The following is a 14,398-nucleotide window of genomic DNA, read 5'->3' as shown; positions in this document are numbered from 1 at the left end:
GCCGACCGCGAGCTCCTGCCGACGGTAGAGAGTTCTTGTGTTTCTCCGACTTTAAACTTCTTTCCCGTTAAACGCTTTAAGCATCCAAATGTGCTTCTCAAGCTCGCTGTGGATCGCAAGCAGCATGTCTCCGGTCGTCTCGTCGCCGGCGGACTGCGCTTCTTCCATACCTTCCTTGAGCTCGGAAGCGATCAAGGTGAAATCGGCAACGACGGCGTCAACCATTTCTACCGCAGACTCGCTGCCTGTCGCTTCTTTCACGCTGGAGTGCTTGAGGTACTCGGCCATCGTCGCAATCGGCTGGCCGCCAATCGCAAGCAGGCGCTCCGCGATTTCATCGACATGAAGTGTTGCTTGTTCGTACAGCTCCTGGAACTTCACGTGCAGGGTGAAAAACTGATTGCCCTTCACATACCAATGGTAATTATGCAGCTTGATATACAATACGCTCCACGTTGCAATTTGTTTGTTTAGCGTGCCTTGTAGTTTCGTTTGTAGTTTAGTCGTCATCTTGAACAGCTCCTTCATAATAGGATATAGGAATTACACTTTACACATTGACTGCTGTGTCTGTCGCAAGCCCTGCTGTCGCCTTCCATGCTTCCAGATCATGCTCGCAATCCAGTGCAGCCATACAGCCGCTTCCTGCCGCAGTAATCGCTTGGCGGTAACGGTGATCTTGCACGTCGCCGCAGGCATAGACGCCTTCGATATTCGTCTTCGAGGTGCCTGGTGTTACAACGACGTAACCAAGCTCATCTGTCGTCACTTGACCGCCTAGGAAAGCGGTATTCGGCGTATGGCCAATGGCTACGAATACACCGTCTGCTTCAAGGAGCGTTTCTTCGCCAGTGGCGTTATCGCGGACACGAAGTCCCTTCACGCTGTGCTCGCCTGCTTCGACTTCGATCGGAGTGACGCCGAGGCTCCATTTGATTTTGTCATTGGCGCGTGCCCGGTCTTGCATAATCTTGGATGCGCGAAGCTCTTCCCGGCGGTGCACGAGACGAACCTCAGTGCCAAACCTAGTCAGGAAGCCGGCTTCCTCCATAGCCGAGTCGCCGCCGCCAACGACAATGATCTTCTTGCCGCGGAAGAAGAAGCCGTCGCAAGTTGCACAGGTGCTCACACCTCGCCCAATATTGTCACGTTCACCAGGGATACCCATATATTTTGCCGAAGCACCCGTCGAAATAATCATGGCACCTGCAATCAATTCGCGTCCGCCATCCAAAGACAGCTTGAAAGGACGCTCAGACAGGTCGGCGTGCTGCACCCAACCGGTCTCAAAGCGAGCACCGAAGCGCTCAGCCTGACTGCGCATATTCGACATCAGTTCGGAGCCTAGTATGCCATCGGGAAATCCCGGGAAGTTTTCCACCTCTGTAGTAGTGGTCAATTGGCCGCCCGGCTGCGGTCCCTCAAGTACAAGCGGACTGTAACCGGCACGAGCGAGATAGATGGCTGCCGTCAAGCCGGCTGGGCCTGTGCCTACGATAACGATGTTTTCCATGGAATGATTGCTCCTTTCCCCTCTATAACCCAATGTGATTGAAATTGAAACTAAATGATAATAAGTTCTAAATTAAAATTATTATAAATAAGGATGGAAGTCAATAGAAAAATGTTACTGGCCGGAGGCGGAGCACGAATGAAGATGATCGTGTTTGGTGCAAGCGGGAGGACGGGGCAAGAGGTAGTCAGGCAGGCATTGGAGCAGGGGCAAGCCGTAACCGCATTCGTTCGTTCGCCGCAGAAACTGACTATAGACGCGCCAAACAAGGGCAATGGCAAGCTTCTTATTGTGCAAGGCAATGCGCTGGATCAAGAGTCTGTCGGCAATGCTATTGAAGGACATGATGTTGTCGTTTCCTGCCTCGGTACAAAGGGATTAAGTCGCCGCGGAAAAGCCATCTCGGAAATGACGGCCAATCTTATCGCCGGCATGCAGAAGCATCATGTTGGCCGGATTAGTTACGTCGCATCAGCGGGAATCTACAATGAGATTCCGGGAGTGACCGGATTCGTAGTGCAGCTGCTGCTGCGACAGGTACTGGCCGACCATCGGCGCGCGGCTGATGCACTTGAAGCAAGCGGGCTACAGTGGACGATTGCCCGTCCGCTGCAGCTTGGCAATGGGCGGCTTAGAGGACAATACCTCGAAGCCAGGCATGGCGTGCCGAGCGGGAAGGGGCGTATATCCCGTGCGGACGTGGCCCATTTTCTGCTTAGGACGCTAAAGGATACGACTTATGTGAACCAGTCTGTGGCCTTGTCTTATTGAGCTTCCTTTTGCTGAGGGTATGGATGGTACCATTTTGTGGAATATAGAGGGGGATAGGATGATTTATTGAAGAGGTGGAAAGATTGAAACGAAACGCGGCAATAGTTGGTCTGGTAATACTCGTACTTAGTCTTAGCGCATGCTCCAGAGCGGCAAGCATGAGGGGGGAATCCGCGCCTGTCAGTGGACATCACGAGCATGAGCATCAGGAGATGGAGAGCTCTTCGGTTCAAGGCATGTGGCGATTAAATCCTGAGATACCGGCTCCGCATTCGAACATACGGATTCAATTTATGGCACATGGCTCAGATGGGAAGCCGGTTACGCGGTTCACCGCCATGCATGAGAAGCTGCTTCATCTGATCGTCGTGAGTAAAGATTTGTCGTATTTCAACCATATCCATCCGGAATATAACGGAGAAGGTATGTTTACGATCGATACCAAGCTTCCTTTCGGTGGCGAATACTGTTTATTCGCGGAGTTTCAGCCGGAGGGAGGCGGCTCTGTCGTATCGAGACAAGCTATCATGCTAAGCGGTAAAGCAGAGTCGAACCCGCTCTCGCCGGATACATCGCTCACGAAATCTACCGAGCACGAGATCATTTCGTTAACCCATGACCGATTGGCGGCCGGTGAAGAGACGAGCTTAACGTTCCATATTGCGGATGCGAAGACGAAGAAACCTGCAAACAACCTTGAACCGTATCTTGGGGCAGCCGGGCATGTCGTCATTATCAGCGGCGATTCGGAGCAATACATCCACGTGCACCCTGAGGACTTGAAATCAGCTGATTCGGAGGCTGTTTTCCATACGACATTCCCCGCACCGGGCATCTATAAAGTTTGGGGACAATTCGCCAGAGAAGGCAGACCGATTACGGTAAGCTACACGCTGCAGGTTAACTGAGCACAGATTGAAGTGAAAGTTCCATATGTGAGAATACCGGCGTCAATCCTATGAAGCGACCCCAATATTGTTTATTATTTCCATCCATTTCGGAGAGATAGTTGCCAATTCATGTCAGATTAAGAGGCTGTCATTCAAGGAGAAATGGCCTACTCCGATAATCATATTTATTTATGTCCAAGGGCTATTGTAATGTCGGTTTATGTTGTAAATTAGTATAAAAAGCCCTTGGACGGTGACGGTGTGCCTAAAGATTTAATCCTAAATTTCGCGATACTCAGCGTGTATCTTTTCTTCGTCTCCCCGTTCTTCATCCGAGAGGAGAACCAGGCCAAGCCGTCGTTTGTCAAACGATTGTATATAGGTGGCGTTTTCGGGTTATTAGGCGTCATTCTGATGTTCTTCGGCATACAGATTCAAGGTACGGAAGTGCCTTTGAACTTGCGTGGAATTGCGCTTATGATGGCTGCTTTCTTCGGAGGTCCGACGGGGGCGCTAGCGGAGCTGGCAGTCGTATACATAGGAAGATTTATGAAAGACGGCTCGATTAATTGGGTCCAAATGGCTATCGGGATAACGGCAGCATACGGGACAGGTTATTTGTTCTTCCGCATCCGTCCGTATTGGGTCAAGTGGCCAATTGGAGCGCTGTCTCTATTAATCTATTACTACGGAGCCTTATGTTTGGCCGGTCAGATGAGCTTTAACACCATCATGCTATACATCCTCATTCAACTCATTTACTCCCAATTGATCGCCTGCTTCCTTTATTATCTGATCCGCAATCACCGCTATAAAACCAGAATGATCCAAACCGAACGGGATACGAGTTACTTGCTTCGGATGCAGCCGGGCTTTACCTTTCGATTTCGGAAGAAAAACGGTCAATTTGTATACAGTTTAATTGAAGGCCGGCTCTTGAAACAATTAGGGGCGAAGCCGAATGATTTTATTGGCAAATCCATAGACGATGTTCGGATATTCCCGGAGGCGTTTGCTGCGTTTCTTAAAGTTCAATACGAGAAGGCGTGGCAAGGGGAGAAGATCTCCTACGAAACAACGATGATGGATACCAATATTCTTGTTACGCTGCATCCCGTTAAGAATCACGGTGCAGTTGTCGATGTAATCGGAAGTGCCGTCGACACGAGTGACATCATGAAGCGCAAGGCAGCGGATGAGTCGAACAAAGCGAAGAGTCAATTTCTGGCCCATATGAGCCACGAAATTCGTACGCCGATTAATGCCATTATCGGACTTAATTATATTCTGCAGCAATCGAATTTGAATCCGAAGCAGCTGGAATACGTGGACAAGTCCATTACAGCAGCCAAGAGCTTGCTGAATTTGGTCAACGATGTGCTGGATCTGTCCAAAATCGAGGCGAATAAGATCGTCCTGGAATCGACGCGGTTTGACCTGTATGAAGTGCTCCGCAATATTTCGAATCTCATTAGTTATAAGGCGAATGAGATGGGCTTAAGGTTTCGCTTTGACATTCATCATGACGTTCCGCAGATGCTGATGGGTGATCCGTTCCGCTTGCAGCAGGTCCTGCTGAATATTACGAATAATGCGGTTAAATTCACGCCTAAAGGCGAGCTTTCCATTGCAGTAAACCTTGTTTCGCAAGAGGAGCAGACTACAACGCTGTCCTTTGGAATTCGCGATACCGGCATTGGGATGAGCGCTGAGCAAGTCAGCAATCTGTTCCTGGAATTTACGCAAGCCGATATGACGACCACGCGCAAGTTCGGTGGTACAGGCCTTGGCTTGGCGATTAGCAAAAAGCTGACCGAAACGATGGGTGGAAACATCAAGGTTGAAAGTAAGCTTGGCGCAGGCAGTCTATTTACGGTTACATTGCCCTTCCAATTGGCATTGCCTTCAGACAAACCGGGCAAAGAGGGGAAGGGTTACGGTAAGAAGAAACCTCGCTTATTGCTCGTCTGTGAGGATAACGAGATGCGTACCGTGCTAGAGAATCAGCTGGAACAGCTGGCCTTCAACGTTCAAACAAGCTCGGACGCCGATCAGACAAGGGAGCTATTGCAGGCAGGCAATGCCTATGATCTCGTTCTGATTGATTGGAAGCTGAGAGGAATAGGTACAGCTAAGCTAGCTGAAGAGATTATTCGGGATTGCGATGGGAAAAGCCCGTCAGTCCTATTCATTAGCGCTTATCATGAAGCGGAGTACGAGGCAGCGGTGCAATTACCGTACATCTCGAAGGCGCTGTTGTACCCGATCAGCCAGTCGCAATTGTATAACGAACTAGGCGAGCTGCTTCACCGGGATGGGGTTTACAAACTGCCGGAAGGCGGGATGAAGCCGCTGCAGCCCACAGATTTGAAGGACGCCGTTATTTTGCTGGTCGAGGATAACGAAATTAACCAATTGGTTGCGAAAGAGCTGCTGCGAGAGGTAGTCCGTCATGTAGATGTGGCAAACAACGGGGAAGAGGCAGTTAAACTCGCGGGACTTAAAGCTTACGATGCCATTCTGATGGATTTACAAATGCCGGTGATGGACGGTTATGAGGCTACGAAAGCGATCAGAGCTCAGGAAAGATTGCAGGAAGCGGAGAAAGCCGTTCCGATTATCGCCATGACTGCCGATGTTATGAAGGGCGTAGAGGATCAGGTGTTGTCGATCGGCATGAACGGGTATCTCACGAAGCCGTTTGATCCTGTAGATCTCTATAATGTGCTGCTGCGGTTCTGTCAGAATGAGGAGCAGGCGTCTGCTGAGAAGCTGGACTCGGAAGGCGTTATCACGAGGCTTGGAGGAAATACTGCACTTTATAATCGGATACTCGCGTTATTCATAAGCCATTATTCTAATGCGATTGAGCAAATTCTTGAAGCTGTTCACGAAGGTGACCTGAGTAAGGCTAAACGGCTCGTTCATACGCTCAAAGGGGTTGCTTTTGATATCGGTGCCAACTCGTTAGCGGCCCTAATGGAGAAGGGCCAAATGGCGCTGTTAAGAGGAGACCAAGAGGGATTCAGTCTCCTCATGCAGCAGGCTGATGAGAAGCATCAAGCGATCATTCGCACCTATGGCCAGAGAGCAGCTAACGAGTAAACACTACGAGACGAACGATCCAACTGTAAGTGTTTTGAATTGTTCCTTCCAAGGGGAGCTGAGCGGCAGACTGCCGAACAGCTCCTCTGCTTTTTGAAGGCAAATGGACTGGATGACACGGGCGTATTCCAAGCATCCCGAGTCTTGAATCAGCTGGCTGATTTCATGCTTGTTGCTCAGAATGAAGTCGGACGTTACGTTGCCCTTGTAATAGTCTTGGATAGGAGAGAAGTCATCATCCTCAATCGTAAGCAAGTATAGCAGAGGAAGCGTGCGTTTCTTGCCGAGCAGGTCGTTCTTCACATCAAAGCGCAGTACATCTTGAATGTCATTCTGAATTTGATGAATGAGACCGATACAATCGGCAAGGTCCAATAGCTGCGATGCCGTTTCCTCATCGACGGCTAGGGGAGCATAGCCGATGCAGCATGCAAGCCGGAAAATAGAGCCGGACTTCTCCTGCACCATGGTTAAATAAGCTTCCGCGCTAGCCGCAGACTGGTTCAGATCCTTCTGCTGCCCGTTTACGGCTCTTGCAATGATACGGCTTATTTCCGTGAAGGCCTGCGGTGCCAGCTGCAGCTTGCCCAGCTCGCCAATGAATCCCATCTGCATGGCCAGCATGGCATTTAAGACATAACCTTTCGGACCTTGCATCCAGGGTTTGCCGGGTTGATCTTGATCCTGCAGATCATCCATAATATCCAGACTGAGAATCATCAGCTCCGCGGCAGCCGCGAGCCGTTCCATTGCCGCATGATCGCCGCCAAGCATTCGGTGCGTTAGAATGGTAATCTGCGACCATACGCTTGTCTCCGCTGCTTTATCGTCGATAAACGATTTCAGCAGACGGTTCAAATCCTCCGCATCTATATAGTCATCCACGATACGGTACATATGCTCTTTGATTGTCGACTCCATAGCTGCACGCTCCGTTGGTTAGGAATAATAGCTGCTTTTTATAAAAGATTCAATCGCTTCCGTTCGCGTTCGTACGCCTAATTTATCGTAGATTTTGCGTAAATAGTTATCGACTGTACGTTTGCTCATGTGGATGCGGGCTGCAATTTGATCCAAGGTGGAGCCTTTTACGAGTAAATTCATCATTAGTATTTCTTCTTCTTCCAAGAGCGCTGCTTTGCTTGCAAGCGTTCCGTTGAGCTGAGATTGATGATAGAGCGCCAGTGGCATCATCGTATGGTTATCCAGAATGCAATTCACCATATTCTTAATCGTGCGTTCGCTGGATTCCTTCGAGAGCACCCCGCTTACTTTGATATCGATCAGCTTGTTATAGATGTCAGTCAGCTCAATGCCGGAGAAAATAACGATATGCGTATCCGGAAATTGACTCTTGATTTGCGCGGCAACCTCGGTACCATGCTGATCGGGCAGATGATAATCCAAGAATACGAGACCGGGCTTTAATAGGGATACTTGCTGGAGGCATTGCGCGGCACTGCTTACAATACCTATGACTTCAATGTCTTCCATTTGTTCAAGTAATGCTTTGGTGGCGCTGGCGAAGAGTGGATGATCGTCTACTATGAGTGTTTTGACCCTTCGTTCATGCCGAAATCTCCTTTTCATTATGTAAGGTAATCTTGATGTTCACGCCATTGCCTTTCATCGAAACGATCATCATCTGACCGCCCAGATGCTGTACTCTGCTTCTGATCTGTTCCATGCCCATGCCGGATGTTTGTCCGATCTGTCTTTGAGCAAGCTCCTCATGAAGAAACCCTACCCCATCGTCTTGATAACTCAAATGAAACTGCGAACCGAACTCGGTAAAGCGGAACATGACTTTAGAAGCTTCCGAATGTTTCTTCGCATTGTTGAGCAGCTCTTGAACGATCCGAAAGATATGCCGCTGCGTCTGCAAATCCTTCGTTTCGATAAATTGAACCTGTTCGGCGTTGAAGATGAGCTCGAAAGGCACGGTGTACGCTTCCTTATCGAGATACGTTCTTACTGTCTGTACAAGTCCGATTTCACTCAGCAAATACGGATTCAAATCAAAACAGCTTTGACGCAGGCTTGCATTAATCATGTCTACGAAATTAATCGTATTGCTGATCTGCTCCCGGCTTTCGGGGGTTCGTTCGAGCATCTCGCCAAGCTGCAGCAGCCTGCGCTTCAGGAAGAAGAGATCCTGCATCGTTGTATCGTGAAGATCGGCAGAGATGCGGATGCGTTCTTCCTCTTGAAGGTCGAACATGATTTTGCGGAACCATTGAATGTCTTTGGCAGAGCTCTCATCGGGAAGCCTTGCCGCAAGCTCCTGCAGCCTGCCCTTCAGCTTATTGATCAGATGAAGATTCTCTAAGCTGATTTCCAGGTAGTTCGCGATTAATCCAAGCCAGCGGAGCTCCTCTTTGCCAAGGCGCATATTCGTTTTCTTCCGAGACATGATCAAATAGCTGGCATAATCCTCGTGGTTGTTCATTTTCAAGCACGTGTAGTCCGGATTATCTATAAGCGATTGCGATACCAGCAGCCGTTTGATTTCCTCCGCATCAAGGTCGCCCTCATGAATGATTTCCGTTCCGCCGTTATATTGAAACACAATCGCCCCTCCCGTCACCTGAAGCGTCTTGACGATATCGACGAGGAACAATTCCTTCAATTCACGGAAGCTGGAAATGCTGCCGAGTTGGCGGGAGATGTTCATGAGCGCGGATTGCAGGATGAATTTCCTTGGAAAAAGAAACGGCTCGAACCGCGTCATTAAGTATTCTGCAGCATAAAGCATCATGGCTACAAGTGAAAGCGTACCGAGAAATACAAATAAGATTTGTTTCATATCCACCGAATTGCAGAAGAGCAGCATATAGATTCCCGTAAACAAGGTGACAGGAAGAGCAGCAATTAATCCGGTAAATAGAAATCTTCGCAGTACCAGCGCGATATCATGTACCTGATCAGACAAGAGGAGGTACGCCAATGAGATCGGAAACAATAGAATAAACCAGCTTGTATAGATACCATCCAACATGCGCGAACCGGTCAATAATTGAGGAAGAAAGGTCAGGCCAATAACAGGTGAGAACGAGACAAGCATGGACCACCATGCGGTCTTAACGATGGTTGAGGTTGGCGTATGCTGTTTGCGAAACTTCATATAAAGCGCCGTTAAGACGTACATGTTGAATAGAAATCCGGCGATGAACAGCAGCAAGGTGACCGGACTTTCAAAGTGGATCATCGCGTAAGCAAACCGAGTGTTGAAGAAATAGAAATATAGTCGTACAACCGTGGCTAAAGCTGCTGCGGCGTAGAGAACGTTTAAGAACCGTATCCGTAGTCGGATCTCTCCTTTTTCTTTGAAAAAGACTCCTAAAAAGTGATAGAAAACGAGAGGCAATAGGACCATGAAGCTGACTATTAGCAATTTACCGACAGCATCGCCCCTAATGGAGGCGCCTAGGCTCATATAGATTATCGCGGCGCTTAAGAAGAACAACAACAGAAGTCTGGCAGATAATGAATGTCTCATTCTGACAAGGAGAAATAGAGCCATAAATTGACAGCTGATTTCCGCGAGAAATGGAATTATAGAGTAAGCTGTGGGCTTGTTCATGTTTATTCTGACTTCATGCTCAAGCCCATTCCTTGAAAGCACCAAGTGATGTGCTTGTTCGATTACATGCCAGGTTCTGACGGTCGAGAACTCATTAGGGATGCTATTATCGACCTCTACAATGATATCCCCAACTTTCACGTCTAGTTGACTGCTTACTCCCGAGGGGTCTAAATTCGAGATGACCCATTGTTGTTCAGGATTAAGAGAAAGATTAATACCTGTATAAGGGTTGGTAAAAGTAATAAATGAACACCAAAGCTGCAGCATTACGAAGGTGAAGACACATAGCTTGATGATGATGTTGTTTCGCACGCAAATTCTCCCATATAATAGTAAAGTTTGCTATAATAGCAAAGTGAGATAAAATTCGACATGAGGAGTTGTTCACCATGCTAGCGATTCAGTTAAGCTCCCAGCTTCACGACACGGTTCACAAGATGAAGAAGGTCGAATTGCGCGAAACGGTAAGCTCGTTTCTGGCTAAGCAAGGGCTCTCGATGCAAGAAACAGCAGCACTAAGCGGAACCTTTAACAAAGCCGTGAAGTCCGGGGGCGCACAGCCAGCTGGTAACTGGTTATAAGTCTTAGCCATTATTTTACCAAATTAACTAAGGATTGCATATTCAGTATCATGCTGAATATGCAATTCTTTTTTCATTCGTGCGCAAAATTAATTGCGCAATCGCGCAACTATTATGTGATGAACTTATTCGGAACTAACCTTATGATAAATAGTATATAATGGAAAAAAATCGGCAATCTACGACTTGAAAGGCAGGCATCTATGCCCAATTCATCCGGGAACGAATATGCATGGTTAAAGGCTTCACGGACCTATCCGATTTTTGAAACTACGCCGGTAGATGCTTTCGATAGAATTACAAGTCTGGCGGCGCAGCTGCTCGGCATTCCGCTATGCATGATTAATTTCGTTGAGGAAGATCGGATTTGGGTGAAATCGAGCTACGGCACTGATCTGCGAGAGATAGAGAGAAATTCCGGTCTATGCAGTGCAGCAGTCTATTCCAATAAGCCTTATATTGTGGTGGATATAGGCCTTGATTCTAGCGCAAGTACGGAGTCTCTTATCACAGGAGAGAGCGGTTTGCGTTTCTATGCCGGAGTTCCGTTAACCAGCCGCGAGGGGCAGCATGTAGGCGTCCTTTGTGTATTGGATTACAAGCCGCGGAATATGACAGATGAGGAAATCGGTATACTTGAAACACTTGCCCAAGTGATTATGGACGAGCTGGAGCTTAAGCGGGTCGCAGATCAACTGCGTATAGAGGAACTCAGACATCATTTCAGCAAATTGCATGTCTCACAGCAGCTGGCGGCAGGGCTCGCGCATGAAATCCGAAATCCGCTCACAGCGGTGAAAGGCTTCCTGCAGTTAATGGGGGCACGCTCGGAGTTTCAGGCTTATATCGAAATTATGAATGAAGAGCTAAACCAAATCGAGGCGCTCACCAAAGAGTTTATTTTGCTGTCGAAGCCTTATCCTTCTGTGCAATTTATGAAACGTGAACCGCTTGGTATCATCAGGCAGGTACAGGCTATGCTGGCGACTGAAGCGCTGCAGAACGGGGTTTCCATTGAAGTGGAGTTGGAGGGACCGGGGAACTCGCATCTGTATTGTGATGAGCAGCTGCTCAAGCGGGCGGTTATGAATATTGTGAGGAATGGGATCGATGCGATGCCGGATGGCGGTGTGGTAAGTGTGGCTTGTATCGATATCGGTGATCAGGTCATCATTCGGGTTACGGATACCGGGCGCGGCATTGCCCCCGACCGAATCCGATATTTGGGACAGCCTTTCTACGGGACGACAGAACAAGGCATCGGGCTTGGGCTAATGACCAGCTACAAAATCATTCACGAACATCACGGCGAGATTGAGATTTCGAGTGAGCTGAATCGGGGAACTGTCGTTGAGATTAGACTCCCTGCTATTCACGACGCCTAATAAAGAACCCGCATGTACCGTTAGTAAACGGTCCATGCGGGTTTTGTTTGCTATACCGTACGGCGCCATATTTGATAGGAGCGCTTCACCGTGTAAACGGACAACCAAAGCAGAATCATAGCAATAACAGGATGGGTAGCAGAGAAGTAAGGAAGCTTGTCGCTCAAATGGGCGGTCGCATATTGGGCCATAACAAGTACAAGCATGGCAAGTCCAATCCAGCGAACAGCTCCGCGCACGCGGCCGAAGAAAGACAGGACGAATATCGCCAGCGGCACCGGTTCAATAATATGGACGAAGTTTTTATGATCGGACCAGTGCGTACCATCGATAAACGTAGCCATTCCGGCTAAGTACACTTGAATGACAATACAAACTGCAAATAATACCGCAAGCAAAAATATCGTCATGCGTAGATAACGATTGCCTTCGGGCATGCAAACCCTCCTTTCAATATGGCCGTGCTGCTATCATCTTACTGCTGAACGGCCGTGTTTGTAAATTGCGCGGAGGTCTAGTTTTTTATACTAATGGTGCTAGAAAGGGATGTCTCGCAACTTGTATGTACGTACAAGTTGCGTGCATGCTATACTAAACCCATACAAGTTGGCGGAAACAACGGAAAATAGAGGTGCTAGGCCATGAAGGAACAGCTTCCACCCAAATATATTCAACTCAAAGAGGAGATTGTCTCGTGGATCGCGATGGCGCAGTTCAAGCCCCATGATAAGCTTCCATCTGAGAATGAAATTGCATCGCGATTCGGCTTCAGCCGGCAGACTGTCCGTCAGGCGCTTGGCGACTTGGAAGCCGAGGGCTGGTTATACCGTGCTCAGGGCAAAGGGACCTTTGTATCGGGTGTAGAGAAGGGTCAGTCCCGTATAGAGCCGCAGCAGAAGCTGACAATTGGAATGATGACGACGCATATTTCGGATTATATTTTCCCAACGATTGTGCGTGGCGTAGAGTCGGAGCTGCGGAAGCAGGGAGCCAGATTACTGCTCTCCAGCACGGAGAACGAGAAGTCGCGGGAACGGGAGAATCTGGAGTCTATGCTGCTCCAGCAGCAGCTTGGCGGACTGATTATTGAGCCTACCAAGAGTGCGGAGGGCAATCCGAATCTGGATTATTTTCTGGCGCTGGAGGCAAGGAATATTCCTTATGTCATGCTGAATGAGCGATACAGCGATCTCGATGCGGTCTGCTTGAAGGTGGACGACGAGCTTGGCGGCTTCCGCGCGGTAGAGCATCTGGTGAAGCTGGGGCATCAGCGGATTGCAGGATTTTTCAAGACGGACGACTTTCAAGGTGTACACCGGATGCGAGGCTTTATGCGTGGGCTAAGAGAGCGGAAGATCACTCTTCAACCTGAAATGATCATTCGTTATACGACCGAGGAGAAGCTGGCTAAGCCTGCTGCTATGCTGGCTGAGCTGCTGCGCCTTGACCCGGCGGAACGTCCGACGGCTATCGTATGTTATAACGATGAGCTGGCCGTGCGGCTGCTGGATATCACTCGCCGAAGCGGGCTGAGTGTGCCTGGTGATCTGTCTATGGTCGGATTTGATGATGCTTCGCTTGCGACCGCAACGGAAGTGAAGCTCACCACGTTCGAGCATCCCAAGACGAAGATGGGCGAGGATGCCGTAGCTCTGCTTATGTCCATAATCGAGCGGCGCAGCGGGCAGGAACGTATCGCGGATGTGATCTATGAACCGAAGCTGATCGTTCGTGAATCTACAGGCCCTGTTCCAGCGCAGTCTATAAATTAAGTCGTGACACACTTGTACGTACAAGTTATAATGGGCTTACTATTGACCTGGTGAGGGGAGTGTTGAAAGCGTATGTTGGAAGCGTTGAAACAAGCGGTATGGGAAGCGAATATGGAGCTGCCTCGCAATGGGCTTGTGACGTTCACATGGGGAAATGTGAGCGGCATCGACCGCGAAAGCGGATTGGTTGCCATTAAACCTAGCGGAGTGCCTTATGAGGAGCTGCGTGCTGAGCAAATTGTTCTGGTGGATTTAGAAGGGAATGTTGTGGAAGGCAGCCTTCGTCCATCTTCGGATACGCCGACGCATGTGGCGCTGTACAAGGCGTTTGAAGGGATTGGCGGCATTGTGCATACACACTCACCGTGGGCTACAAGCTGGGCGCAAGCGGGACGCGCGATTCCGGCGCTGGGCACGACGCATGCGGATTATTTTTACGGAGAAATCCCTTGTACGCGTCCGATGACGGAGGCTGAAATTGACGGCGCCTACGAGCTTGAAACGGGCAATGTCATCATTGAGACTTTCGTGAAAGGCGGCATCGATCCGCTTCAAGTGCCGGCCGCGCTCGTGTACAGCCATGCGCCATTCTGCTGGGGGAAGGACGCGCATAATGCGGTCCATAACGCCGTTGTTGTAGAGGAAGCGGCCAAGATGGCGCTGCATACCTTCCAATTGAACCCGCAGGTCCAGCCGATGGACCAGCACCTGCTTGATCGCCATTACTTGCGGAAGCATGGCAAGAACGCGTATTACGGGCAGAAGTAGAAGGCAGGGAGTTTCGGATTAGGAAGT

General features: G+C 49.2%; 13 protein-coding genes. 7 read left to right on the top strand and 6 right to left on the bottom strand.

All coding sequences use genetic code 11. The features are described from left to right. Positions 1-51: 51 nt before the first annotated feature. Together AC6ESO_RS16330 and trxB are read right to left on the bottom strand one after the other, a co-directional pair. Positions 52-510, bottom strand: coding sequence for a ferritin-like domain-containing protein (locus AC6ESO_RS16330; protein ID WP_494821165.1), 459 nt, complete (start codon positions 508-510; stop codon positions 52-54). A gap of 40 nt (positions 511-550) precedes the next feature. Further along, positions 551-1,513 carry a thioredoxin-disulfide reductase gene (gene trxB / locus AC6ESO_RS16325; RefSeq protein ID WP_497092272.1) on the bottom strand — a complete coding sequence of 321 codons (963 nt, stop codon included), beginning with the start codon at positions 1,511-1,513 and terminating at the stop codon, positions 551-553. A 138-nt stretch (positions 1,514-1,651) separates the two neighbouring features. Between trxB and AC6ESO_RS16320 the strand changes: the two genes are divergently transcribed. The 3 genes from AC6ESO_RS16320 (at position 1,652) to AC6ESO_RS16310 (ending at position 6,279) form a co-directional block, all read left to right on the top strand. Next, positions 1,652-2,284, top strand: coding sequence for an NAD(P)-dependent oxidoreductase (locus tag AC6ESO_RS16320; RefSeq protein ID WP_497092271.1), 633 nt, complete (start codon positions 1,652-1,654; stop codon positions 2,282-2,284). Positions 2,285-2,367: 83 nt separating this feature from the next. After that, positions 2,368-3,192: a DUF8832 domain-containing protein gene (locus AC6ESO_RS16315; protein ID WP_497092270.1), complete on the top strand. Its 825-nt coding sequence runs from the start codon at positions 2,368-2,370 to the stop codon at positions 3,190-3,192. Positions 3,193-3,435: 243 nt separating this feature from the next. Next, a complete protein-coding gene (locus tag AC6ESO_RS16310; protein WP_497092269.1) occupies positions 3,436-6,279 on the top strand; it encodes a response regulator in 2,844 nt (947 codons plus the stop codon). Positions 6,280-6,282: 3 nt separating this feature from the next. Here the strand turns inward: AC6ESO_RS16310 and AC6ESO_RS16305 are convergent, their stop codons facing one another. From AC6ESO_RS16305 to AC6ESO_RS16295, 3 genes are read right to left on the bottom strand one after another with little or no spacing between them, the layout of a single operon-like run. Beyond that, positions 6,283-7,200 (bottom strand): polyprenyl synthetase family protein, encoded by a 918-nt coding sequence (locus AC6ESO_RS16305; protein ID WP_497092268.1) that lies wholly within the window; start codon positions 7,198-7,200, stop codon positions 6,283-6,285. An 18-nt stretch (positions 7,201-7,218) separates the two neighbouring features. Beyond that, on the bottom strand, positions 7,219-7,869 hold the full coding sequence (locus AC6ESO_RS16300; protein WP_497092267.1) for a response regulator transcription factor: 651 nt from the start codon (positions 7,867-7,869) through the stop codon (positions 7,219-7,221). After that, a complete protein-coding gene (locus AC6ESO_RS16295) occupies positions 7,847-9,487 on the bottom strand; it encodes a sensor histidine kinase (protein WP_497092266.1) in 1,641 nt (546 codons plus the stop codon). Before AC6ESO_RS16295 ends, AC6ESO_RS16300 begins: the two co-directional genes overlap by 23 nt. A 767-nt stretch (positions 9,488-10,254) precedes the next feature. Here AC6ESO_RS16295 and AC6ESO_RS16290 point away from each other — a divergent pair. Then, complete coding sequence (locus AC6ESO_RS16290; protein WP_497092265.1) at positions 10,255-10,446, top strand: hypothetical protein; 192 nt, start codon at positions 10,255-10,257, stop codon at positions 10,444-10,446. Between the two features lie 203 nt (positions 10,447-10,649). Next, complete coding sequence (locus AC6ESO_RS16285) at positions 10,650-11,831, top strand: ATP-binding protein (RefSeq protein WP_497092264.1); 1,182 nt, start codon at positions 10,650-10,652, stop codon at positions 11,829-11,831. A gap of 50 nt (positions 11,832-11,881) precedes the next feature. Here AC6ESO_RS16285 and AC6ESO_RS16280 read toward each other — a convergent pair whose 3' ends face one another. Then, complete coding sequence (locus AC6ESO_RS16280) at positions 11,882-12,268, bottom strand: DUF6220 domain-containing protein (protein ID WP_494821155.1); 387 nt, start codon at positions 12,266-12,268, stop codon at positions 11,882-11,884. 204 nt (positions 12,269-12,472) lie between these two features. Between AC6ESO_RS16280 and AC6ESO_RS16275 the strand changes: the two genes are divergently transcribed. Both AC6ESO_RS16275 and araD read left to right on the top strand, forming a co-directional pair. Next, a complete protein-coding gene (locus AC6ESO_RS16275; protein WP_497092263.1) occupies positions 12,473-13,603 on the top strand; it encodes a GntR family transcriptional regulator in 1,131 nt (376 codons plus the stop codon). Between the two features lie 72 nt (positions 13,604-13,675). Then, positions 13,676-14,371, top strand: a complete 696-nt coding sequence (gene araD / locus AC6ESO_RS16270; protein ID WP_497092262.1) for an L-ribulose-5-phosphate 4-epimerase — start codon at positions 13,676-13,678, stop codon at positions 14,369-14,371. Positions 14,372-14,398 lie beyond the last annotated feature (27 nt).

Source organism: Paenibacillus rhizoryzae, from assembly GCF_059686995.1.
This window is presented reverse-complemented; position numbering and strand designations above follow the sequence as displayed.

What these genes read in the sequence shown, in the direction of transcription:
- AC6ESO_RS16290 (WP_497092265.1), top strand. Translation starts at nt 10,255, where the DNA reads ATGCTAGCGATTCAGTTAAGCTCCCAGCTTCACGACACGGTTCACAAG.
- AC6ESO_RS16300 (WP_497092267.1), bottom strand. Translation starts at nt 7,869, where the DNA reads ATGAAAAGGAGATTTCGGCATGAACGAAGGGTCAAAACACTCATAGTA.
- AC6ESO_RS16295 (WP_497092266.1), bottom strand. Translation starts at nt 9,487, where the DNA reads ATGATCCACTTTGAAAGTCCGGTCACCTTGCTGCTGTTCATCGCCGGA.
- AC6ESO_RS16305 (WP_497092268.1), bottom strand. Translation starts at nt 7,200, where the DNA reads ATGGAGTCGACAATCAAAGAGCATATGTACCGTATCGTGGATGACTAT.
- araD (WP_497092262.1), top strand. Translation starts at nt 13,676, where the DNA reads ATGTTGGAAGCGTTGAAACAAGCGGTATGGGAAGCGAATATGGAGCTG.
- AC6ESO_RS16330 (WP_494821165.1), bottom strand. Translation starts at nt 510, where the DNA reads ATGACGACTAAACTACAAACGAAACTACAAGGCACGCTAAACAAACAA.
- AC6ESO_RS16280 (WP_494821155.1), bottom strand. Translation starts at nt 12,268, where the DNA reads ATGCCCGAAGGCAATCGTTATCTACGCATGACGATATTTTTGCTTGCG.
- AC6ESO_RS16275 (WP_497092263.1), top strand. Translation starts at nt 12,473, where the DNA reads ATGAAGGAACAGCTTCCACCCAAATATATTCAACTCAAAGAGGAGATT.
- trxB (WP_497092272.1), bottom strand. Translation starts at nt 1,513, where the DNA reads ATGGAAAACATCGTTATCGTAGGCACAGGCCCAGCCGGCTTGACGGCA.
- AC6ESO_RS16285 (WP_497092264.1), top strand. Translation starts at nt 10,650, where the DNA reads ATGCCCAATTCATCCGGGAACGAATATGCATGGTTAAAGGCTTCACGG.
- AC6ESO_RS16320 (WP_497092271.1), top strand. Translation starts at nt 1,652, where the DNA reads ATGAAGATGATCGTGTTTGGTGCAAGCGGGAGGACGGGGCAAGAGGTA.